The organism is Leclercia sp. LSNIH1 (assembly GCF_002902985.1).
Classification (GTDB): domain Bacteria; phylum Pseudomonadota; class Gammaproteobacteria; order Enterobacterales; family Enterobacteriaceae; genus Enterobacter.
On record NZ_CP026167.1, the window covers coordinates 1660186 to 1683221 of the forward strand.

A 23036-nucleotide genomic window follows, 5' to 3' on the forward strand; every position below is an offset into this window, starting at 1 on the left:
CATCTCTTTTAGGGTGTTAATCCGTCGACCACCACATGGGGCAGCCTGCGGGAACAGTATTCGACTCGTCCCTCCACGCCATATACCGTCGCCAGATTAGCAGGGGTAACAACCTCTCCCGGCAGGCCGCTGGCAATCAGTTCGCCGCCTTTCAGCATCAGGGCATAGTTAGCGTGGCGCAGGGCAATGTTGATGTCGTGGATCACCACGACAGTGACGATGTTGCGCAGCCGCGTTTCGCGGGCGACGATATCCATCACATGGAACTGATAGTTGAGGTCGAGGGCACTCAGGGGCTCGTCCAGCAACAGCAAATCGGGCTGGCGGATCAGGGACTGAGCGAGGCCAATCAACTGCTTTTGCCCGCCGGAGAGCCGGTCGAGAAAACGCATCGCCAGATGAGCAACACCCAGTTTTTCAAGGATGGCGTACGCCTCCTGTTCAACATTTTGCGTATCGACGCTGCCGCTGGCCCGACGGGCGACAATCACCGATTCCAGCGCATGCAGGTGCACACCCTGAGGCAGGGATTGCGGGAGATAAACCACCTTCTGCGCCCGCGTTGCCGAGGGCAGCATCATCAGATCCTCGCCATTCAGCCGTAACTCGCCCTGCGCAGGATTCAGGTCCGCCAGGGCGCGCAGCAGGGTCGATTTACCGGAGCCGTTCGGCCCCAGCAGGGCGGTGATCTCGCCGCGGGGGAGCAGGGGCGTGGTGAGCCCGCTGATGATCTTTGTCTTGCGATAGCCGGTGTGCAGTTCCCGGACGCGAAGGCCGTCGGTCATACGTTCCCCCGGTTGCGAATAATGATGCTCAGGAAGAACGGCACGCCCACCAGCGAGGTGACAATCCCTACAGGAATAATGACGCCGGGAACGATGTTCTTGGAAAAAACGGAGGCCAGCGAAAGCACCAGGGCGCCAACCAGCATGCTGCCGGGGAGATAAAAACGGTGATCCTCGCCAAACATCATGCGGGAGATATGCGGCGCCACCAGGCCTATAAAACCCACTGGCCCGACAAAGGCGACCGTCAGCGACGAGATAATACTGATGCGTAAGAGCGTCGCCAGACGCAGCTTTTTTACGTTAATGCCGAAGCTGACGGCACGATCTTCGCCCAGACGCAGCGCCGTGAGTTTCCATGCATTTTTCAGCGACAGCGGCACGATAATCAGCAGGGCTACGGCCAGGATCGCCAGCTTATCCCATGAGGCTCTTGCCAGGCTGCCCATCGTCCAGAATACCAGTCCCTGCAGCGTATCTTCGCTGGCGACAAACTGCAGGATGGAGATTAGCGCGTTAAAGGTAAAGACCAGCGCGATACCGAATAACACCACGCCGGAGGTGGCCACGCGGGTCCAGCGGCTGATGCCATCCAGAATAAAGCAGGCCAGCAGGGCAAAGATAAAGGCGTTTGCCGGAATAAACCACTTATCGTCAATGCCGGGAACGCCCAGCCCGAGCACTATCGCCAGCGCGGCACCGAAGGAGGCGGCAGACGACACGCCCAGCGTAAATGGACTGGCGAGCGGGTTATTCAGGATGGTTTGCATCTCTGCCCCGGCAAGCCCCAGGGCCATGCCAACGGCGACAGCCATCAGCGCGAACGGCAGCCGCAGTTCCCAGACGATAACGCGCGTGCCGGCATCGACAGAAGCGGCATCCATTAAGGTGTGCCAGAGCGTGGAAACGGAGATGCCCGACGGGCCGAGGATAAAATCGAGGATCAGGGAGCAGATAATGAAGAAGAGCAGTACGCCTGCCAGAGTAAAACGCCTGACCAGGACTTTACGGTAATGCGACGCGATAATGGCTTCGCCAGTTTGCTCGCGAGCGGCAAGGCTGGAGTTCATCAGATAACCCTATGCAACACAAAAGAATCATTTATCCCCTGCGCGTTCCATTTTGGCGGCCGTCTGATATCCATTATCGGGGATGCCCGGGCAACACTATTCGCAATGATAATGCTTATCAATTGAATATGATGATTATTGCCGTTCTGTTTACGTATCGTTTCTGAAGCGGGCAAAAAACAAGCAGATTAGAAGGGGAAGGTGTAACCGGAGAGGGGAGTCGTGCCCGCGGAGCGGGCACGAAGGGGATCAGTGTTTTTCACCAATCGGCAGAACGGTGCGACCGAACTGCTCGTTCAGGACTTCACCCATTGCCAGGTAGATGGCGCTGGCACCGCAGACCAGGCCAACCCAGCCCGCCACGTGGATAATGGCTTCGCCGTTATCCACCAGGTGACCCACTGCCAGCAGGGCGAACAGCACGGTCAGGCTCAGGAAGACGAACTGCAGCGCGCGGTTACCCACCAGCGTGCCGAAGAACATGAACAGCGTGAAGACGCCCCACAGGCCCAGATAGACACCCAGGAACGGCGTATTAGCCGCATCGGTCAGGCCCATTTTCGGCATCAGCAGAATGGCGACCAGGGTCAGCCAGAATGAACCGTAAGAGGTAAATGCGGTTAAACCGAAGGTATTGCCTTTCTTATATTCCAGCAGGCCCGCGAAGATCTGTGCGATACCGCCATAAAAAATGCCCATCGCCAGGATAATGCCATCCATCGGGAACATCCCGATATTATGCAGGTTCAGCAGAATGGTGGTCATGCCAAAACCCATCAGGCCCAGCGGAGCCGGATTAGCCAACTTAGTGTTGCCCATAAGTCCTCAAAAAAATCATCATTAATATGGTGAAATAGTGGTTCCCACGCCAATACTCCCTGGCGGGGCGCGGCATCATAATGGGCGCCATCGATGCCGTCTATGATCTAATCAGGGTGAAATTAAAAAATTTTTTATCCGTCCCCCTTGATGGATGCCGTTGCGACCCCATCTTGTAGTCAACCGCAGTGTGTGGACCTGAAAAAATTCAAATCTGGGCAGTTGAAAAAGCACCTTTTGCCCTTATTACAGGTACACAACCACATGTTGACCGAATTTATAGTGGAGACGTTTAGATGGGTAAAATTATTGGTATCGACCTGGGTACTACCAACTCTTGTGTAGCGATTATGGACGGCACAACTGCACGTGTGCTGGAGAATGCCGAGGGCGATCGCACCACGCCTTCTATCATTGCCTATACCCAGGATGGTGAAACTCTGGTTGGTCAGCCGGCTAAACGTCAGGCAGTGACAAACCCGCAAAACACGCTGTTTGCGATTAAGCGCCTGATTGGCCGTCGCTTCCAGGACGAAGAAGTTCAGCGTGATGAAGCCATCATGCCTTACAAAATCATCGGCGCTGAAAACGGCGACGCCTGGATTGATGTTAAAGGCCAGAAAATGGCACCGCCGCAGATCTCTGCTGAAGTGCTGAAAAAAATGAAGAAAACGGCGGAAGATTACCTGGGTGAGCCGGTAACTGAAGCGGTTATCACCGTACCAGCCTACTTCAACGATGCACAGCGTCAGGCGACCAAAGACGCGGGCCGTATCGCGGGCCTGGAAGTCAAACGTATCATCAACGAACCAACCGCAGCGGCACTGGCTTACGGTCTGGATAAAGAAGTTGGCAACCGCACCATCGCGGTATACGACCTTGGTGGTGGTACTTTCGATATCTCTATTATCGAAATCGACGAAGTTGACGGCGAAAAAACCTTCGAAGTACTGGCAACCAACGGTGATACCCACCTGGGTGGTGAAGACTTCGACAGCCGTATGATCAACTACCTCGTTGACGAATTTAAGAAAGATCAGGGCATTGACCTGCGTAACGATCCGCTGGCGATGCAGCGCCTGAAAGAAGCCGCAGAAAAAGCGAAAATCGAGCTCTCTTCTGCGCAGCAGACCGACGTGAACCTGCCGTACATCACTGCAGACGCCACCGGTCCAAAACACATGAACATCAAAGTGACTCGCGCGAAACTGGAAAGCCTGGTAGAAGACCTGGTTAACCGTTCCATCGAGCCGCTGAAAGTTGCGCTGCAGGATGCGGGCCTGTCCGTATCTGAAATCCAGGACGTTATCCTGGTAGGTGGTCAGACTCGTATGCCAATGGTTCAGAAGAAAGTCGCTGAATTCTTTGGTAAAGAGCCGCGTAAAGACGTTAACCCGGACGAAGCCGTTGCTATCGGTGCTGCTGTTCAGGGCGGCGTACTGACCGGTGATGTTAAAGACGTACTGCTGCTGGACGTTACCCCGCTGTCTCTGGGTATCGAAACCATGGGCGGTGTGATGACTCCGCTGATCGCCAAAAACACCACCATCCCGACCAAGCACAGCCAGGTGTTCTCTACCGCTGAAGACAACCAGTCTGCGGTAACCATCCATGTGCTGCAGGGTGAGCGTAAACGTGCCGCAGATAACAAAGATCTGGGCCAGTTTAACCTCGACGGTATCAGCCCGGCGCCGCGCGGTATGCCTCAGATCGAAGTCACCTTCGACATCGATGCTGACGGTATCCTGCACGTTTCCGCGAAGGACAAAAACAGCGGTAAAGAGCAGAAGATCACCATCAAGGCCTCTTCTGGTCTGAACGAAGAAGAGATCCAGAAAATGGTTCGCGAAGCAGAAGCGAATGCCGAGTCTGACCGTAAGTTCGAAGAGCTGGTTCAGACCCGCAACCAGGGTGACCATCTGCTGCACAGCACCCGTAAGCAGGTTGAAGAAGCGGGCGATAAACTGCCTGCTGACGACAAAACGGCTATCGAGTCTGCACTGAGCGCGCTGGAAACTTCCCTGAAAGGTGAAGACAAAGCCGATATCGAAGCGAAAATGCAGGCACTGGCGCAGGTTTCCGAGAAGCTGATGGAGATCGCACAGCAGCAGCACGCACAGCAGCAGGCTGGCGCAGGCGCTGACGCTTCTGCGAACAACGCGAAAGATGACGATGTTGTCGACGCAGAGTTTGAAGAAGTGAAAGACAAAAAATAATCGCCCTTTGAACGGGTAATACACTGGCACGGGCGAAGAGGTTTCCTCTCCGCCCGTGCACGCATGTTAGGGGCAGATAAAACAAGATGGCAAAGCAAGACTATTACGAGATTTTAGGCGTTTCCAAAACAGCGGAAGAGCGTGAAATCAAAAAGGCGTACAAGCGCCTGGCCATGAAATATCACCCGGACCGCAACCAGGGTGACAAAGAGGCCGAAGCCAAATTTAAAGAGATCAAAGAAGCCTACGAAGTCCTGACCGATGCGCAGAAACGTGCGGCTTACGATCAGTACGGTCATGCCGCGTTTGAACAGGGCGGTATGGGTGGCGGCGGATTTGGCGGCGGCGGCGCAGATTTCAGCGATATCTTTGGTGACGTGTTCGGCGATATCTTCGGCGGCGGCCGCGGTCGCCAGCGTGCAGCCCGTGGTGCAGACCTGCGTTACAACATGGAGCTGACGCTGGAAGAGGCGGTCCGTGGCGTGACGAAAGAGATCCGCATCCCGACGCTGGAAGAGTGTGACGTTTGCCACGGCAGCGGCGCGAAGGTGGGCACCAAGCCGCAGACCTGTCCAACCTGTCATGGCTCCGGTCAGGTGCAGATGCGTCAGGGCTTCTTCGCGGTGCAGCAGAGCTGTCCGCACTGTCAGGGTCGCGGTACGCTGATCAAGGATCCGTGCAACAAATGTCACGGTCACGGTCGCGTCGAGAAGACCAAAACCCTCTCCGTTAAAATCCCGGCGGGCGTGGATACCGGCGATCGTATTCGTCTCTCTGGCGAAGGCGAAGCAGGCGAGCATGGCGCACCGGCAGGCGATCTGTACGTTCAGGTACAGGTGAAGCAGCACGCGATTTTTGAACGTGAAGGTAACAACCTGTACTGCGAAGTGCCGATCAACTTTGCGATGGCGGCGATGGGCGGTGAGATTGAAGTGCCAACGCTGGACGGTCGTGTAAACCTGAAAGTGCCTGGCGAAACCCAGACCGGCAAGCTGTTCCGTATGCGCGGCAAAGGGGTGAAATCCGTCCGTGGCGGCGCGCAGGGCGACCTGCTTTGCCGCGTGGTGGTAGAAACCCCGGTTGGCCTGAACGAAAAACAGAAGCAACTGCTGAGAGAATTGCAGGATAGCTTTGGTGGCCCAACAGGTGAAAACAACAGCCCGCGCTCCAAAAGCTTCTTTGATGGCGTGAAAAAATTCTTTGACGATTTGACTCGCTAATGCTGAGCTAACGTTGTCCCCGAAGCCCGGAAGCGATTCCGGGCTTTTTTATCCCTGAAGTAATCAGATCGAAAAAACTGAGTCTATAGTTAACATTAACCTGCTTTTGCCGATGAATATCCGTGCGTATGATGGTTTTAACGAAGGATTGTCGTAAAAAGAGAGAGTAATAGTGAAACTTTTGAATCGTTTTTTCCGCAATGAGGCCTCTGGGGGCATCATACTCATGCTGGCTGCAGCCATCGCTATGCTGCTGGCAAACTTGGGCCCAACCCGCGGCCTGTATCACGCTTTTCTGGAAACACCCGTTGAGTTACGCGTCGGCGTGCTGGAAATCAACAAGAACATGCTGCTGTGGATCAATGATGCACTGATGGCGGTCTTTTTCCTGCTGGTGGGGCTGGAGGTCAAGCGTGAGCTGGTCCAGGGCTCCCTGGCAAGCCGTCAGCGCGCGGCGTTTCCGGTGATTGCCGCCATCGGCGGGATGGTGGTTCCGGCCCTCATCTTTCTGGCTTTTAACTATCAGGATCCCATTGCCCGGGATGGCTGGGCGATCCCGGCAGCAACGGACATCGCCTTTGCGTTGGGCGTTCTCGCGCTGTTAGGTAATCGCGTGCCGATGGAGTTAAAAATCTTCCTGATGGCCCTGGCGATCATCGATGACCTGGGCGCAATCGTCATTATTGCCCTGTTCTATACCAGCGAGCTGTCGGTGCTGTCGCTGGCGGTTGCGGCGGCGGCCATCGTGGTACTGGCGCTGCTCAATATCTGCAATGTCCGTCGTATTGGTATCTATCTCCTGGTGGGTATGGTGCTGTGGACGGCTGTACTGAAATCGGGCGTGCATGCCACTCTGGCCGGCGTGATTATCGGTTTCTTCGTGCCGCTGAAGGCGCAAGAGGGTAAATCGCCGGCGAAGCAGCTCGAGCACGTGCTGCATCCGTGGGTCGCCTTTATGATCCTGCCGCTCTTCGCCTTCGCAAACGCGGGTGTTTCCCTTGAGGGCGTCACGCTGGATGGATTGATGTCGATGCTGCCGCTGGGGATCATCGCCGGGCTGTTTATCGGTAAGCCGCTGGGGATTGGCCTCTTCTGCTGGATGGCGCTGAAACTGAAGCTTGCCACCCTGCCGCACGGAACCACCTGCCGGCAGATCATGGCCGTCGGCGTGCTGTGCGGGATCGGCTTTACTATGTCGATCTTTATCTCAACACTGGCGTTTGGCGCGAATGCCCCTGAGCTTATCATCTGGGCTAAGCTGGCTATCTTAACCGGATCGCTGTTGGCTGCGTTTGTAGGTTATATGTTGCTGAAGACGAAATTGCCCTCGCAGGCGCATCCGGCGTAACGGGACTCCGGGAGGGACAGGCAGCCCTCCCGTTAACACAATCAGGGAGCGAGGATCATATGTCTCATCTTAACTACAACCATCTTTACTACTTCTGGCATGTCTACAAAGAGGGGTCGGTTGTCGGCGCTGCAGAGGCGCTCTACCTGACGCCGCAGACGATTACCGGGCAGATAAAAGCGCTGGAGGAGCGCCTGCAGGGCAAGCTCTTCAAGCGTAAGGGGCGCGGTATTGAGCCAAGCGAACTGGGTGAACTGGTGTTTCGCTACGCCGACAAAATGTTCACCCTGAGCCAGGAGATGCTCGATATTGTGAATTACCGTAAGGAGTCGAACCTGCTTTTTGATGTGGGCATTGCAGATGCGCTGTCAAAGCGGCTGGTCAGCGGGGTGCTGGATGCGGCAGTCGTGAAGGATGAGCAGATCCACCTGCGCTGTTTTGAATCGACGCACGAGATGCTGCTGGAGCAGCTGAGCCAGCATAAGCTGGATATGATTATCTCTGACTGCCCCATCGACTCCACGCAGCAGGAAGGCCTTTTTTCGGTGAAGATTGGCGAATGCGGCGTCAGCTTCTGGTGCAGCAATCCGCCGCCAGAAAAACCGTTCCCCGCCTGTCTGGAAGAGCGCCGTTTACTGGTTCCCGGGCGTCGTTCGATGCTGGGACGCAAGCTGCTGAACTGGTTTAACTCCCAGGGGCTGAACGTTGAAATTCTGGGTGAGTTTGACGATGCCGCATTGATGAAAGCGTTCGGGGAAGCGCATAACGCCATTTTTGTCGCCCCGACGCTCTATGCGCAGGATCTCTATGCGGATGAGAAGATTACCGAGATAGGCCGGGTGGACAACGTGATGGAAGAGTATCACGCCATTTTTGCCGAAAGGATGATCCAGCATCCGGCGGTGCAGCGTATCTGTAATCAGGATTACGCTGCGCTGTTTACGCCACCGGTACTCTGAAGGCATAAAAAAACCCGCATTAAGCGGGTTCTTTTAAAACAAGCAACAACAAATAGCGATTAAGCCAGTTTGTTGATCTGCGCGGTCAGGTTAGCCTTATGACGCGCTGCTTTGTTTTTGTGGATCAGACCTTTAGCAGCCTGACGATCCACGATTGGTTGCATTTCGTTAAATGCGTTCTGCGCAGCAGCTTTGTCGCCAGCTTCGATAGCTGCGTATACTTTCTTGATGAAAGTACGCATCATAGAGCGACGGCTTGCATTGTGCTTACGAGCCTTTTCAGACTGGATAGCACGTTTCTTAGCTGATTTGATATTAGCCAAGGTCCAACTCCCAAATATGATCTATGTGGACAATTCAAAGGCCGAGGAATATGCCCTCTATACCTTCTTTTGTCAATGGATTTGTGCAAATAAGCGCCGTTAATGTGGCGACGCTACGTTACGTAGTGATGGCGCAGGATTCTACCAGCTTGTCGTGTCTGAATACAGCTTTTCGGCACAAAAAACGTTATCTGCCGACAGTTTTTTTCGCTCTGAAAGGTCAGCATGATGAAATCATTACAGCTTTCTGTTTTGCGGCAACAATCGCCGGTTAACCTTAACCGCTGTACAAGGTATACTCTGGCGATTTTCACTGTTTTGAGCCAGTCATGAAGCTGATACGCGGCATACATAATCTCAGTCAGGCCCCGCACGGGTGTGTGCTGACTATTGGTAATTTCGACGGCGTGCATCGTGGGCATCAGGTGCTGTTGCAGGGATTGCGTGAAGAGGGACGGGCACGGGGTCTGCCGGTCGTCGTAATGATTTTTGAACCGCAGCCGCTGGAGCTCTTCGCCAGCGAGAAGGCGCCTGCGCGACTGACCCGTCTGCGTGAAAAATTACGCTATCTGGCGCAGTGTGGCGTGGACTATGTCCTGTGCGTCCGGTTCGACCGACGCTTTGCCGCCCTGACGGCACAAAATTTTGTTGGCGACCTGCTGGTCGATCGCCTCGGGGTACAGTTTTTGGCGGTGGGTGATGATTTCCGCTTTGGCGCTGGTCGTCAGGGGGATTTCTTGCTATTACAGAAGGCTGGTCTGGAGTATGGCTTTGACGTCACCAGCACCCAGACCTTTTGCGAAGGCGGCGTGCGCATCAGCAGCACGGCGGTTCGCCAGGCTTTAGCCGATGACGATCTGGATACCGCCGCAAAACTGCTCGGACGCCCGTTCTCCATTTCCGGACGCGTCGTGCACGGCGATGAACTGGGTCGCACCATTGGTTTCCCTACGGCGAATGTACCGCTGCGCCGTCAGGTTTCCCCGGTTAAAGGGGTTTATGCGGTAGAAGTGACGGGGCTGGGTGATAAGCCTTTACCGGGTGTTGCCAATATTGGTACCCGTCCGACAGTTGCTGGCGTGCGCCAGCAGCTCGAAGTGCATTTGCTGGACGTTGTAATGGACCTCTACGGTCGCCATATAGATGTAATCCTGCGTAAAAAAATACGCAATGAGCAGCGATTCGCCTCGCTTGATGAGCTGAAAGCGCAAATCGTGAGAGATGAATTAACAGCCCGCGAAATATTTGGGCTATCGAACCCGGCTTAATGCCTGAGATATAAATACGGAACCGAGAATCTGATGAGTGACTATAAATCAACCCTGAATTTGCCGGAAACAGGGTTCCCGATGCGCGGCGATCTCGCCAAGCGCGAACCGGGAATGCTGGCGCGTTGGACCGATGATGACCTGTACGGCATCATCCGTGCAGCCAAAAAAGGTAAAAAAACTTTCATTCTGCATGATGGCCCTCCCTATGCGAATGGCAGCATTCATATTGGTCACTCTGTAAACAAGATTCTGAAAGACATTATCGTTAAGTCTAAAGGCTTAATGGGCTATGACTCGCCTTACGTTCCAGGCTGGGACTGCCACGGTCTGCCGATCGAGCTGAAAGTGGAGCAGGAGTTTGGCAAGCCGGGCGAGAAGTTCACCGCTGCTGAATTCCGTGCTAAATGCCGCGAATATGCCGCCACGCAGGTGGATGGTCAGCGTAAAGACTTTATCCGTCTGGGCGTACTGGGCGACTGGTCGCATCCGTACCTGACCATGGACTTCAAAACCGAAGCCAACATCATCCGTGCGCTGGGTAAAATCATCGGCAACGGCCACCTGCACAAAGGCGCTAAGCCGGTGCACTGGTGTGTGGACTGCCGCTCTGCGCTGGCAGAGGCAGAGGTTGAGTATTACGACAAAACCTCTCCGTCCATCGACGTAGCCTTTGAAGGCGTCGATCAGGATGCGCTGCAGGGCAAATTTGGTCTGCCGGGCGTCAACGGCCCAATCTCGCTGGTCATCTGGACCACCACGCCGTGGACCCTACCTGCCAACCGCGCGATCTCCCTCTCTGCGGAGTTCGAATATGCGCTGGTACAGGTTGAAGGCCGCGCGCTGATTCTGGCGAAAGATCTGGTTGAGAGCGTGCTGAAGCGCGCGAATATCACCGACTATAAGGTACTCGGCACCGTGAAGGGCGCTGAGCTGGAGCTGATGCGCTTTAAGCATCCGTTCCTCGATTTCGATGTTCCGGCGATCCTGGGCGAGCACGTTACCCTGGAAGCGGGTACCGGTGCGGTACATACCGCCGGTGGCCACGGCCCGGACGACTACAACATCAGCCTGCAGTACGGTCTGGAAATCGCTAACCCGGTTGGCCCGGATGGCGCGTACCTGCCTGGCACATACCCGACGCTGGACGGTGTTAACGTCTTTAAAGCCAACGATATCATCGTCAACATGCTGCGCGACAACGGCTCGCTGCTGCACGTTGAAAAAATGCAGCACAGCTATCCATGCTGCTGGCGCCACAAAACGCCGATCATCTTCCGTGCGACCCCGCAGTGGTTTGTGAGCATGGATCAGAAAGGGCTGCGCGCGCAGTCATTGAAAGAGATCAAAGGCGTGCAGTGGATCCCGGACTGGGGCCAGGCGCGTATCGAGTCCATGGTGGCGAACCGTCCTGACTGGTGTATCTCCCGTCAGCGTACCTGGGGCGTACCGATGTCTCTGTTCGTGCATAAAGAGACGCAGGAGCTGCACCCGCGCACGCTGGAGCTGATGGAAGAAGTGGCTAAGCGCGTTGAAGTGGACGGCATTCAGGCGTGGTGGGATCTCGATTCCCGCGACATCCTGGGCGCAGATGCGGATAGCTACGAGAAGGTGCCGGATACGCTGGACGTCTGGTTCGACTCCGGATCTACCCACGCCTCCGTGGTTGACGTGCGTCCTGAGTTTGCCGGTCACGCTGCCGACATGTATCTGGAAGGTTCTGACCAACACCGCGGCTGGTTCATGTCATCCCTGATGATCTCCACCGCCATGAAGGGCAAAGCGCCTTACCGTCAGGTACTGACCCACGGTTTCACCGTCGATGGCCAGGGCCGCAAGATGTCTAAATCTATCGGTAACACCGTTTCTCCGCAGGACGTGATGAACAAGCTGGGCGCGGATATTCTGCGTCTCTGGGTGGCATCTACCGACTACACCGGCGAAATGGCGGTTTCTGACGAGATCCTGAAGCGTGCTGCCGACAGCTATCGTCGTATCCGTAACACCGCGCGTTTCCTGCTGGCGAACCTGAATGGTTTCGATCCGGCAAAAGATATGGTGAAACCGGAAGAGATGGTGGTGCTGGATCGCTGGGCGGTAGGCTGTGCCCAGGCGGCGCAGGAAGATATCGTCAAGGCGTACGACTCCTACGACTTCCACGAAGTAGTGCAGCGCCTGATGCGCTTCTGCTCCATCGAGATGGGCTCGTTCTATCTCGACATCATCAAAGACCGTCAGTACACCGCCAAAGCGGACAGCGTGGCGCGTCGTAGCTGCCAGACTGCGCTGTACCACATCGCGGAAGCGCTGGTGCGCTGGATGGCGCCGATCATGTCCTTCACCGCAGATGAGATCTGGGGCTACCTGCCAGGCGACCGTGAGAAGTATGTCTTCACCGGCGAGTGGTATGAAGGTCTGTTTGGTCTGGGCGAAACCGAAGCCATGAACGATGCCTTCTGGGACGAGCTGCTGAAAGTGCGCGGCGAAGTGAACAAAGTCATCGAGCAGGCGCGTACCGACAAGAAAGTGGGCGGCTCTCTGGAAGCGGCAGTAACCCTGTTCGCTGAACCAGAGCTGGCGGCGAAGCTGACTGCGCTGGGTGATGAATTACGATTTGTCCTGTTGACCTCCGGTGCAAAAGTTGCGGATTATGCCGGTGCGAGCGCTGATGCCCAGCAGAGCGAACTGCTCAAAGGGCTGAAAGTGGCGCTGGCAAAAGCCGACGGCGAGAAGTGCCCGCGCTGCTGGCACTACACGACCGATGTCGGTCAGGTGGCGGAACACGCAGAGATCTGCGGACGCTGTGTCAACAACGTCGCCGGTGATGGCGAAAAACGTAAGTTTGCCTGATGAGTAAATCACTCTCTTCAACAGGGCTGCGCTGGCTGTGGCTGGTGGTGGTCGTGCTGATTATTGATTTGGGCAGCAAGTACCTGATCCTCCAGAACTTTGCTCTGGGGGATACGGTTCCGCTGTTCCCGTCGCTTAATCTGCACTATGCGCGTAACTATGGCGCAGCGTTTAGCTTCCTTGCGGACAGCGGCGGCTGGCAGCGCTGGTTCTTTGCCGGTATCGCCCTCGGTATCTGCGTGGTACTGGCCGTGCTGATGTACCGTTCGAAAGCCACGCAAAAGCTGAACAACATCGCCTACGCGCTGATCATTGGCGGCGCGCTGGGTAACCTGTTCGACCGTCTGTGGCACGGCTTTGTGGTCGACATGATCGACTTCTACGTCGGCAACTGGCACTTCGCCACCTTCAATCTGGCCGATACGGCGATTTGTATCGGTGCGGCGCTGATTGTGCTGGAAGGCTTCTTGCCGAAGCCCGCAGCGAAAGAGCAGGCGTAACAAACCCGCCGGGCGGCGCTGCGCTTGCACCGGCCTACAATGAGTAGGCCCGGTAAGCGCAGCGCCACCGGGCAAAATGAGTGAGCACTCTGCATGTCTAAATCCGTACAGTCCAACAGCGCGATGCTGGTTCATTTCACGCTGAAACTCGATGATGGCTCCACGGCGGAGTCCACCCGCAATAACGGCAAACCGGCGCTGTTCCGTCTGGGTGATACCTCTCTGTCTGAAGGTCTTGAGCAACAGCTGCTGGGGCTGAAAGAGGGGGATAAAAAAAGCTTTTCACTGGAGCCGGATGCTGCGTTTGGCGTGCCGTCCCCGGACCTGATCCAGTACTTCTCGCGTCGTGAATTTATGGATGCAGGAGAGCCTGAGATCGGGGCGATTATGCTCTTTACCGCTATGGATGGCAGCGAAATGCCAGGTGTGATCCGTGAAATCAACGGCGACTCGATTACCGTTGACTTCAACCATCCGCTTGCCGGGCGTACCGTTCATTTTGATGTAGAAGTGCTGGAAATCGATCCGGCACTGGAGGCCTGAAATGCAGATCCTGTTGGCTAACCCGCGCGGCTTCTGCGCCGGTGTAGACCGCGCTATCAGCATTGTTGAAAACGCGCTGGAGATCTACGGCGCGCCGATTTACGTGCGCCATGAAGTGGTACACAACCGCTACGTGGTCGACAGTCTGCGCGAGCGTGGGGCGATCTTTATCGAGCAAATCAGCGAAGTGCCGGACGGCGCTATTCTGATCTTCTCTGCTCATGGCGTTTCCCAGGCCGTGCGTAACGAAGCCAAAAGCCGCGATCTGACCGTATTCGACGCTACCTGTCCGCTGGTGACGAAAGTGCATATGGAAGTGGCCCGCGCCAGCCGTCGTGGTGAAGAGTCGATCCTGATTGGCCACGCCGGTCATCCGGAAGTCGAAGGTACCATGGGCCAGTACAGCAACCCGGAAGGAGGGATGTATCTGGTTGAGTCCCCGGAAGATGTCCTGACGCTGAACGTGAAAAACGAAGCCCGTCTGTCGTTTATGACGCAGACCACGCTTTCGGTTGATGATACGTCGGATGTGATTGACGCCCTGCGCCAGCGCTTCCCGAAAATCGTCGGGCCGCGTAAAGATGATATCTGCTATGCAACCACTAACCGTCAGGAAGCGGTGCGTGCCCTGGCTGAACAGGCGGATGTGGTGCTGGTAGTCGGCTCGAAAAACTCCTCTAACTCCAACCGTCTGGCCGAACTGGCGCAGCGAATGGGCAAGGCGGCGTTCCTGATCGACGACGCGACGGACATCCAGGAAGCGTGGGTTAAAAACGCGGCCTGTGTCGGTGTCACCGCCGGGGCTTCCGCGCCGGATATTCTGGTGCAGAATGTGATTGCTCGCCTTCAGGAGTTGGGTGGGGGTGAAGCCGTTCCGCTGGAAGGGCGCGAAGAGAACATCGTCTTCGAAGTCCCGAAAGAGCTGCGAATCGACGCCCGCGAAGTAGAATAAGGTTTAAAAATGCCAGTCATCAGGTGACTGGCATTTTTTCATTCAGATAGTTGATCATGGCTCGCATTCTGGCTGGCATATGCTTGTTACGCGTCCAGAGCAGCCATAAATCGCCCGAATAGCTGCTGATAAACGTCCACTCCGGCAGAACCTGTACTATTTCCCCTTTTTCAAGCGCCTCACGCGCCGTAAACAGCGGTAAACTCCCGATACCTACATGGTGTTTGACCGCATCCAGCCGCACGCCCGTGTGGTTAGCCGCGTAGCGGCCGTGTGTCTGTACCATCTCCGTTTTTCCCTGCGAGGTAAATTTCCAGCGTGAATCGGCCGGGGTTTCACCGAGCGAAATACAACTATGCCCCCGGAGGTCGTGCGGATGCTGAGGCGTGCCTGCGCGACGAAGGTATTCTGGCGTCGCGCAAATAATATGGGTTACCGGCATCAGCGGTTTTCCGTACAGGCCTGGCGAAGGGGTATCGGTGATCCGCAATGCCAGATCGACACCGTCATCGATCAGATCCATGTAGCGATCTTCTAGGCGCAGGCAGACATCTATTTGCGGATAGCGCGCCAGGAATGCTGGCATCAGCGGATGGATCACGAACCGTCCCACGGCTTTCGGTACGCTTATCGTGAGCTTTCCCTGCGCAATGGTTTGCAGACTGCTGCCGGAATCCATTGCCTGTTGGGCCGCGTCCAGCATATCCAGGGCATGTTCATAGACCGATTTTCCGGTTTCGGTAAGCGCCAGTTTGCGCGTGGTACGGTTCAGTAACTTACACCCCATCTCCTTCTCCAGGCGTGAAACACAGCGGCTGATCGCTGAGGGGGTCGCGCCCGTAATACGGGCTACGGTTGAAAAATTGCCATGTTCGACAATGGTAACGAAGGTCGCGAGATCGGGAAGCAGTGCATGTTTCATTTGTGCATACCAGGCAAGAGTGCATTGATTGAAAGCCAGATTATCGATGCTTAAGTGATGAATATACTGTCAGGGTACAGAGGAGAACAACCATGACAGAACGACTTTATTACATCAGTGAAGCGACGGAAGGCCGCGCGAAAGTCATCCGTTGCACTGAAGAGGCGGATGGCCGTTACGCCGTCGAGCTGGATCAAACCCTTTTCCATCCGCAGGGTGGCGGACAACCAGCAGATCGGGGCTTCATCGCTGGGATCGCGGTGGAGAGCGTGAACCTGCGTGGAGAGCAGGTCATTCACATTCTGGCCCGGCCGCTTATGCCTGGTGAGGTGGACATTCAGGTGGATAAAAGTGCGCGGGTGCGACATTCCCGCTGGCACAGCGCAGGCCATTTGATCGGTTATGCCGGCGAGCGATGTGGTTGGGAACCGGTAAAAGCCCACCACTGGCCCGGTGAAGGACGAATTACCTTTACGGCCCGGGACCTTAATAGCGCAATGCCTGATGCTAGCGCGCTGACAGTTCTTATTAACGGCTGGAAAGCGGACAATCTGCCCCGTCATACAGCAATAGAAGCGGGCAGACGCCAGGTTCGCTTTGGCGATCTTCCTGCTTATGCCTGTGGCGGAACGCATGTTAGCCAGCTGGCGGAAATAGGTGAGATGGAGATCCTGGGGATGAAAATAAAAAAAGGGCAGTTGGTCGTCACTTATGCCCTTCACGAGCAGGCGTAACTGGAGCGTGATTAACCCGACAGAGCGGAAGGCTTCGCGGGAGGGGGACAGGTTAATCTGGTAAGCTTGTTGTGTTGTTCTCCTCGGGCCGGAGATAAACATGAATCCTGATATTACCCCGCCACCCCAGGTGGCATCGGCCGGCGGTTATGCGCTTCGCGTATTTGCCGCTGAACTTCACCCACAGGGATGGGAGGTCAGCCATGCTTAACGTTGGGCTGGATATGACCATTACACACCGTCCATTGGGTTTTAGCTACGGAGGCGACGTCACTGGCCCGATGCCGGAGATCCGAACGCTGGATCAGATCCGTCCGTCGCTGCGCAATCCGGACTGCGAAGGGCCAGAGCAGGTGTATGCCATCGCGATGGACGTGGCGAGGCTTGCAGACAGAGAGGAGCTGGAAAAGCGGAAACTGCTGTTTGGCGTGGTCACCTATGCCGCGGGTACGCTCGGCGATGAGCCGGTGCGTAGCCAGGGGCATGTTCACCGTATCAGCCAACACAGTGGATGGTCACCGCCCGAACTGTATGAGATCTGGCAGGGGAAAGCGATCGTCTACATGCAAGAGTATGTTGATGACGATCCCGGCCGCTGCTTTGCGGTGCTGGCGGGGCCGGGTGAAAAGGTACTGGTGCCGCCGGGGTGGGGCCATGCCACTATTTCCGCCTCGCCGGAGGAGCCCTTAACCTTTGGCGCCTGGTGCGACAGAGAATATGGCTTTGAGTATGAGGCCATTCGCGCCCGCAGGGGGCTCGCCTGGTATCCGCTGGTGCAGGGGAGGCATATCGTCTGGCAACATAATAAGCATTATATGGCAGGCAGGCTGCAGATGATTACGCCGCGCTGCTACAGCGAGTTTGGCATCACCGATGCGCCTGTCTACCAGCAGTTTATTGACGATCCCGCCCGCTTTCAGTTTATCTCCCGCCCGGATAAAACGGCGGAGCTATGGCGCAACTTCCATCCGTAACGTAAGCCGGGGCATCGCCCCGGCTCGTTTAACCGGCAAACAGACCGGATGCCACGCCAAGCGCGGCCAGCACCAGCAGTAGCAGCATGGCTTTCACCGGCGAGACCCCTTTTTTTGCCATCAGATACCAGGTGCCGAGCACGACCGCCAGCGGCAGCAACTGCGGGAAGATCCCATCGAGCATCTGCTGAACGTGGATATTCACCCCATCTTTAGTGATGAACTCCAGCCCGGTGCCCAGCTTCACGTAGCTTGCCGCCACGCCGCCCATGACGAAAACCCCTAGCAGCGAGAGCGCCTCACGCAGGCGTGCGGATTTGCTGCTTACCAGCATCTCCACCGAGCCGGAACCCATCCGGTAGCCCTTAAGAAACAGGAACCAGGAGCCAGGGAGCACGATCGCCAGCCAGGCGATAGCATAAAAAAGCGGCCCGAGAATATTCCCCCCCGCCGCCAGCGCCATTCCGATACTCAGCAGAATGGGGATCAGCATGCCGGGGATCATTGAGTCGCCGATGCCGGCGATCGGCCCCATCAGGCCCACCTTCAGGGTATTGATGGTGTCGCCGTCAATGGGTTCACCGTTGGCTTTTTTCTCTTCCAGGCCCAGCACCATGCCGTTAACTATCGCGCCAATCTGCGGTTCTGTGTTGTAGAACGAGGCATGACGGCGCAGCATTTCGGTGCGCTGCGTTGCGTCCGGATAGAGCTTTTTTGCCACCGGCAGCATGCTCAGGCAAAAGCCGAAGGATTCCAGGCGTTCAAAGCTCATCGACGACAGGTTATGCATCATCCATGCCCGCCAGCAGCGGCGCAGATCCTTACGGGTGAGTTTACGTTCTTCCATCAGAATTCATCCTCGTCGTCGTGCGTCGGTCTTGCGGCAACGGGTTGCGGTGCCTCCGGCTTGTAGTTGTAATGGATCAGCGCCAGCAGCGCGCCGACAATCACCAGCGCCACCATGTTCAGCTTCAGAAAGACAATGCAGACGAAACCGACCAGGAAGTAGATGAGCATGGTATAGCTTTTGATGATCTGCTTTAACAGAATGGCGATGCCCACGGCAGGCAGGATGCCGCCCAGCACGTTCATCGTGGAGAGCACGATTTGTGGCAGGCTATCCATAAAGCTGCTGATGTACTGGGCACCAAAATAGACCGCGATGAAGGCCGGAACAAAGCGCAGTACAAAGTTCATCGCCTGCGGCCAGATCGCGCTGTTGAGAAAGAGTCCCCGTTCGTCGCCGCGTTCCAGCGCAACATCCGCCCGGTGGTTCCAGTACGAATTCAGGACCATCATGGCGTTAAAGAGGATGGTGCCGGCGATGCCAATGGTGGCCGCCAGGGCAACGGCGACTTCGGGACCTTTACCGGAGAGAATGCCAAGGGCTATCGCAGGCCAGGCGACGAAGTTTAAATCCGCTGGCATCGAGCCGCCCGGGGTGACCATGGCGATATAGACAGCCTGAACCGCCACGCCAATCATGATACCGGTTTTTACGTCGCCAAGGATAAGCCCTACCAGCATGCCCGAAATCAACGGCCTGGAGATGAGATACCAGCCGCCTGTCAGGCCGAACAGCCAGGGACTGCTGAGCGCCCCGAGATAGCAAAACAGGCCGATTAATGATGCTTCGACAATCATTTCTGGCTCCTTATTTTATTTTTTGTTTAGCGTCCTGCCAGCTAAAGAAGCTGGCATCCGGCACCAGGCGAAACTCAATCACATGGCCCCGTTCGGCAAGCCACTCAAAGGCTGCGGCCTCCTCAGCGCTGACGGACTGGTTAGGCCCGATGGTCGTGGTGTTGGCGCGGGCGCTCATTGGCCCGACATTAATTTTCCCGTTGCTGTTTTTCAGGCTAATGCCCGCCTGTTCAATGCGCTGCAGCGTGACCGGTGATTTGCCGATCACGAAATAGCGTTTCTCGCTGGCAATGACCTTCGGCAGCTTCTCAATGGCCGTAGCGGTATCAAATAGCCACACTTTGGTATCGGATACCGCCCCTTTCATGACCGACGAGAGCAGTGGGTCGGCCGCGACGGCATCGTCAATGGCGACGATGCCGTCGCAGGGCAGCTCTTTTGCCCAGCGTGTGACCAGCTGGCCGTGGATTACCCTGTCATCAATGCGTACGAAAGAAATCGTCATAGCTCTCTCCTTAAAAATCGTCTGTCTGTTCGGTCACCACGTGCCTGGCCTGGATGAGCGTGGGGAAAGTCAGTTCAAGAAGCTGTGCGGCGGCGTGTTGCACATCGTCCAGCTCAGTGACCTCATCGGTTTGCAGCAGCATCGGGAAATTCACCCCCGCTACCACGGCGATGGGCGGCTGGGTTAAGGGGTTAAACGCGGCTTCGCAGGCCACGTTCCAGGGCGTGCCGCTCTGCATATCGCACAGCACCAAAATGCCGCTGGCCCCCTCGCTGGCCTGCGCCAGAGCGGTAGTGAAATCATGGCGAAATCCTTCAATGCCTCTCTCTCCGGTGAGGCATACGGCGCGTAGATTTGGCAGTTCGCCATAGACCATCTCCCCGCTTTCCAGCAGCGCGGCGGCCAGGGGGCCGTGTGTGGCAACGATAAACTGAATCATGCTTACCCCCTTATCCAGGCTTTAACGGTGGCCAGTTGCTGGCCGATGCCTTTACCCCAGGGAGAGATGCGGTATTCGCCCACGGCAGCAGGGACGATAAAGGTTTCGGCGTAATGCACCACGAAGGGTTCAAAGGCGTTGTCAGGACTGTCCACTCGCGCTTCTGCCCCCTCCACCAGGTTCAGCACGTTTACGCCGCCTTCCGTGTTGTGCAGGACTGGTTCGCTGAACCAGTGACGGCGGGTTTCAATAAATTCGCGTTCGTGCAGGCCGGTGCGCTCTTCGCGCCAGCCCTTTCCTTCGCTGACAGGCTCAAACTGGTTCACGAGATGCTTCTGTACCCAGCGGGTGTCACGCTGCCAGTCAATGACCTGCTCGCCATGCTCGAGGTGAACAGGGCGGGGCAGACCGTCCATGCCGAGACGGCCCCAGTCCCAGAGTTTGAAGGTGAAAATGTAAGGCGTGGCGCTGATCTCCAGCACCATCGTGCCGGAACCTGAGCAGTGAACCGTGCCGGCGGGGATCAGGAAGTGATCGTGTTTATGCGCCGGGATCTTGTTCACAAAGCGGGCGTCATCGAAGGCTTTTTCACCCTGAGCGGCGCGTTTGAGATCGTCCATCATTGCCTGTGGGTGGGTGCCGCTCACGGTGCCAAGGTAAACCACCGCGCCGGGCTCCGCCTCCAGAATGTAGTAACTCTCATCCTGGGTGTAGTGCATACCGAACTGCTGCTGGATGTACTCCGTTACCGGGTGCACCTGAAAGCTCAGGTTCTGCCCGCCGATGGTATCGAGAAAGTCGAAGCGGATTGGGAATTCTGCGCCAAACCGGGCGTGAACCTTTTCCCCCAGCAGCGAGCGGGGCTGAAGCAGAACCAGGTCCTGGGAGGGGATCTCGATCCGCACCGCGCCAAAACGCAGTAACAGGCTGTTTTCCTCGGGCACGCAATCAAAACACCACGCGTAGTTGGGCGCGGCGGGATCGAGATCGAACTGTTGTTTCATCCACTGGCCGCCCCAGACGCCGGGATCGAAGAAGGGCACCACGCGGAAAGGACGCCGGGTGGTGTGCGCCAGGCCCGCGCGCAGGGCGTCTCCGCAGACCATCGCCGGTGCGTTAGCGAGGGTGGTATCCAGCAGGAAATCAGCGCGTTTAAGGAGCGGTGTTTTGTGGCGATCGAACACCCGCCACTCAATAAAGAAGGCGCGCTTATAACGGCGGAGCATATCTTCAGTCTGGTTTTCGACGCCCCAGTTGCCCAGCTCGCCTTTGCGCATACGCTGCTGAATTTCCCAGCGCGGCAGATCGGCGTAGACCAGCACGTCGCCCGGATGGACCAGGGCAGCGCCGGAGCCATAAATCACCACCAGCCCCTCTTCACAAGCGGTGACCTGCTCTTGCAGAACCTTTAGCCTCTCCCTGTCCATAAATTCCACTAGCTGGTGGCATGAAAGCACGCCAAAAACGCGGTCATCGGTGAGGTTACGCGCCAGCATCGCATGCAGCGCATCCTCATCGCGGCGGGCCCGTTCGGCATTAATCGTCAGCGCCGGACGGAGCGATGAGAACAACATCTGCTCCAGTTCGTCGAGACGTACGCCGGGATAGCAGTCGATAACCAGCACGGTGCGTTTCGGGAGCTGTTGCTGTGCAAGCGAACGTCCAATCGCCTCCCAGCCCTGCCAGGCGCGGTGGTCGAAGCCGCTTATGTTGACTTCAGGGTGTTTATCGTAGGTGGTCATAGTCTCTCTCCTTCAATATTGATTAGGTTATTCGATTAACCGGCTTTGAAAAGAGTGGTTAACGCGATTAACCCGGCATTCCGCGGCATTTACGGGTAATCTGCGGCGGTTCTGTGAAGGAGGTCACAGGGAAAAATGCAAAAATTAGGTTATTCGATTAATCTAAAGAAAAAAGGAGTCACCATGACGGGAATAACGCTGGCGGACGTGGCAAAACGGGCAGGCGTATCAACTGCAACGGTATCAATGGTGCTGTGCAACAAGGGGCGGATCTCCCAGGCCACGCGGGAGAAAGTACTCCGGGCGCTGGACGAGACGGGCTACGTCTATAACCAGACGGCGGCTAATCTGCGCAACCGGCGAAGTAACCAGGTCGGGCTGCTGCTTCACGATATTACCAACCCCTTCTACGGCGAAATGACGGCGGGGCTGAGCCACGAGATGGAGCGCCACGACCTGCTGCTGTTCCTGGCCAACAGCGAAGAGTCTTCATCGCGCCAGCAGAAGTTTGTTGATTCACTGATGCGCAACAACGTCTGCGGCATGGTGCTGTGTGCCGCGCGCGAAACGCCGCAGGCCTTTTTTGATGGCCTGAAGCGCCGCACTATTCCGGCCATTATGGTGGTGCGCCCGCTGAACGATCCAGATTTTGATTTCGTTGGCACTGATAACTTCCTCGGCACCCAGTTAGCCACGGAGCATCTGTTGCGGATGGGCCATCGCCATATCGCCTTTATCGGAGGAAGCGCGCGCTCCGGCTCGCGGGCGCAGCGCCTCGGGGGATTTACCAGCAAGCTGCTGGAGTATGGCGTAACGCCGAATCCGGAGTGGATCGTCACCGCCCAGGCCAGCCAAAGTGACGGGGCGCGCGTTGCGCTGGCACTATTGTCGCGCCATCCGCAGATCACAGCGGCTATCTGTTACCAGGACATCGTGGCGCTGGGCGTTATGCAGAGTTTACGCAAGCTGGGGCGCGAGCCGGGCAGTGATTTTGCGCTGGTCGGGTTCGATGACATTACCGAAGCGGGACTGGTTCAGCCTGCGTTAACCACGGTCTCCGTGGCCGCCAAAGAGATCGGTCGTAAGGCGGGCGAGCTGCTCTTTAGCCGCATTCAGGGGAATGACGAGCCGCCAAAGCGGATCATCCTGCCCCCTACGCTGGTAGTGCGTGAATCGTGCGGTTTTCGCTGACACCTATGTTTTTTACTGATATCTGTCCCGTT

Annotated in this window: 22 protein-coding genes and 1 pseudogene; 13 read left to right on the plus strand and 10 right to left on the minus strand. The window is 56.5% G+C overall.

The window, feature by feature from the left end; genetic code table 11:
* Positions 1-8: 8 nt before the first annotated feature.
* The 3 genes from C2U54_RS08365 to satP all read right to left on the minus strand — a co-directional run bounded on the left by C2U54_RS08365 (position 9) and on the right by satP (position 2674).
* Positions 9-785: an ABC transporter ATP-binding protein gene (locus C2U54_RS08365; RefSeq protein WP_103178205.1), complete on the minus strand. Its 777-nt coding sequence runs from the start codon at positions 783-785 to the stop codon at positions 9-11.
* The gene (locus C2U54_RS08370; protein ID WP_103178206.1) at positions 782-1855 is read right to left on the minus strand and encodes a FecCD family ABC transporter permease; all 1074 of its coding nucleotides are present in this window, start codon (positions 1853-1855) and stop codon (positions 782-784) included. The genes C2U54_RS08365 and C2U54_RS08370 overlap by 4 nt, the downstream gene beginning before the upstream one ends.
* Before the next feature lie 249 nt (positions 1856-2104).
* On the minus strand, positions 2105-2674 hold the full coding sequence (gene satP, locus C2U54_RS08375; protein ID WP_103178207.1) for an acetate uptake transporter: 570 nt from the start codon (positions 2672-2674) through the stop codon (positions 2105-2107).
* 296 nt (positions 2675-2970) lie between these two features.
* Between satP and dnaK the strand changes: the two genes are divergently transcribed.
* The 4 genes from dnaK to nhaR all read left to right on the plus strand — a co-directional run bounded on the left by dnaK (position 2971) and on the right by nhaR (position 8417).
* Complete coding sequence (gene dnaK / locus C2U54_RS08380; protein WP_103178208.1) at positions 2971-4890, plus strand: molecular chaperone DnaK; 1920 nt, start codon at positions 2971-2973, stop codon at positions 4888-4890.
* A gap of 86 nt (positions 4891-4976) precedes the next feature.
* Positions 4977-6110: a molecular chaperone DnaJ gene (dnaJ, locus tag C2U54_RS08385; RefSeq protein ID WP_103178209.1), complete on the plus strand. Its 1134-nt coding sequence runs from the start codon at positions 4977-4979 to the stop codon at positions 6108-6110.
* A gap of 172 nt (positions 6111-6282) precedes the next feature.
* A complete protein-coding gene (gene nhaA, locus C2U54_RS08390) occupies positions 6283-7458 on the plus strand; it encodes a Na+/H+ antiporter NhaA (protein ID WP_103178210.1) in 1176 nt (391 codons plus the stop codon).
* A 59-nt stretch (positions 7459-7517) separates the two neighbouring features.
* Positions 7518-8417 carry a transcriptional activator NhaR gene (gene nhaR, locus C2U54_RS08395; protein ID WP_103178211.1) on the plus strand — a complete coding sequence of 300 codons (900 nt, stop codon included), beginning with the start codon at positions 7518-7520 and terminating at the stop codon, positions 8415-8417.
* Between the two features lie 59 nt (positions 8418-8476).
* On the opposite strand, the gene rpsT is transcribed toward nhaR, so the two are convergent.
* On the minus strand, positions 8477-8740 hold the full coding sequence (gene rpsT / locus C2U54_RS08400) for a 30S ribosomal protein S20 (protein ID WP_008502037.1): 264 nt from the start codon (positions 8738-8740) through the stop codon (positions 8477-8479).
* A gap of 154 nt (positions 8741-8894) precedes the next feature.
* On the opposite strand from rpsT, the pseudogene C2U54_RS27705 reads away from it, so the two are divergent.
* The 6 genes and pseudogenes from C2U54_RS27705 to ispH all read left to right on the plus strand — a co-directional run bounded on the left by C2U54_RS27705 (position 8895) and on the right by ispH (position 14853).
* Positions 8895-9062, plus strand: a pseudogene (locus C2U54_RS27705) (DUF2575 domain-containing protein).
* Positions 9063-9069: 7 nt separating this feature from the next.
* A complete protein-coding gene (ribF, locus tag C2U54_RS08410; protein ID WP_103178213.1) occupies positions 9070-10008 on the plus strand; it encodes a bifunctional riboflavin kinase/FAD synthetase in 939 nt (312 codons plus the stop codon).
* A 33-nt stretch (positions 10009-10041) separates the two neighbouring features.
* Positions 10042-12858, plus strand: coding sequence for an isoleucine--tRNA ligase (ileS, locus tag C2U54_RS08415; RefSeq protein ID WP_103178214.1), 2817 nt, complete (start codon positions 10042-10044; stop codon positions 12856-12858).
* Positions 12858-13358 (plus strand): signal peptidase II, encoded by a 501-nt coding sequence (lspA, locus tag C2U54_RS08420; protein WP_103178215.1) that lies wholly within the window; start codon positions 12858-12860, stop codon positions 13356-13358. The genes ileS and lspA overlap by 1 nt, the downstream gene beginning before the upstream one ends.
* A gap of 93 nt (positions 13359-13451) precedes the next feature.
* Positions 13452-13901 (plus strand): FKBP-type peptidyl-prolyl cis-trans isomerase, encoded by a 450-nt coding sequence (gene fkpB, locus C2U54_RS08425; protein ID WP_103178216.1) that lies wholly within the window; start codon positions 13452-13454, stop codon positions 13899-13901.
* Position 13902: 1 nt separating this feature from the next.
* Positions 13903-14853, plus strand: coding sequence for a 4-hydroxy-3-methylbut-2-enyl diphosphate reductase (ispH, locus tag C2U54_RS08430; RefSeq protein WP_028015471.1), 951 nt, complete (start codon positions 13903-13905; stop codon positions 14851-14853).
* 19 nt (positions 14854-14872) lie between these two features.
* On the opposite strand, the gene C2U54_RS08435 is transcribed toward ispH, so the two are convergent.
* Positions 14873-15775 carry a LysR family transcriptional regulator gene (locus C2U54_RS08435; RefSeq protein ID WP_103178217.1) on the minus strand — a complete coding sequence of 301 codons (903 nt, stop codon included), beginning with the start codon at positions 15773-15775 and terminating at the stop codon, positions 14873-14875.
* A 92-nt stretch (positions 15776-15867) separates the two neighbouring features.
* Between C2U54_RS08435 and C2U54_RS08440 the strand changes: the two genes are divergently transcribed.
* Complete coding sequence (locus C2U54_RS08440; RefSeq protein WP_103178218.1) at positions 15868-16509, plus strand: hypothetical protein; 642 nt, start codon at positions 15868-15870, stop codon at positions 16507-16509.
* 203 nt (positions 16510-16712) lie between these two features.
* Positions 16713-17483: a glucose-6-phosphate isomerase family protein gene (locus C2U54_RS08445; RefSeq protein ID WP_103178219.1), complete on the plus strand. Its 771-nt coding sequence runs from the start codon at positions 16713-16715 to the stop codon at positions 17481-17483.
* 28 nt (positions 17484-17511) lie between these two features.
* Here C2U54_RS08445 and C2U54_RS08450 read toward each other — a convergent pair whose 3' ends face one another.
* From C2U54_RS08450 to C2U54_RS08470, 5 genes are read right to left on the minus strand one after another with little or no spacing between them, the layout of a single operon-like run.
* Positions 17512-18330 carry a PTS system mannose/fructose/sorbose family transporter subunit IID gene (locus C2U54_RS08450; protein ID WP_103178220.1) on the minus strand — a complete coding sequence of 273 codons (819 nt, stop codon included), beginning with the start codon at positions 18328-18330 and terminating at the stop codon, positions 17512-17514.
* A complete protein-coding gene (locus C2U54_RS08455; RefSeq protein WP_103178221.1) occupies positions 18330-19127 on the minus strand; it encodes a PTS mannose/fructose/sorbose/N-acetylgalactosamine transporter subunit IIC in 798 nt (265 codons plus the stop codon). Before C2U54_RS08455 ends, C2U54_RS08450 begins: the two co-directional genes overlap by 1 nt.
* A gap of 10 nt (positions 19128-19137) precedes the next feature.
* Entirely contained in the window at positions 19138-19632 is a 495-nt protein-coding gene (locus C2U54_RS08460) for a PTS system mannose/fructose/N-acetylgalactosamine-transporter subunit IIB (protein ID WP_103178222.1), read from the minus strand.
* Positions 19633-19642: 10 nt separating this feature from the next.
* Entirely contained in the window at positions 19643-20071 is a 429-nt protein-coding gene (locus C2U54_RS08465) for a PTS sugar transporter subunit IIA (RefSeq protein WP_103178223.1), read from the minus strand.
* A 2-nt stretch (positions 20072-20073) separates the two neighbouring features.
* Positions 20074-21813 (minus strand): class I mannose-6-phosphate isomerase, encoded by a 1740-nt coding sequence (locus tag C2U54_RS08470; protein ID WP_103178224.1) that lies wholly within the window; start codon positions 21811-21813, stop codon positions 20074-20076.
* Positions 21814-21996: 183 nt separating this feature from the next.
* Here C2U54_RS08470 and C2U54_RS08475 point away from each other — a divergent pair, with 183 nt between their 5' ends.
* On the plus strand, positions 21997-23004 hold the full coding sequence (locus C2U54_RS08475) for a LacI family DNA-binding transcriptional regulator (protein ID WP_103178225.1): 1008 nt from the start codon (positions 21997-21999) through the stop codon (positions 23002-23004).
* Positions 23005-23036: the final 32 nt, after the last annotated feature.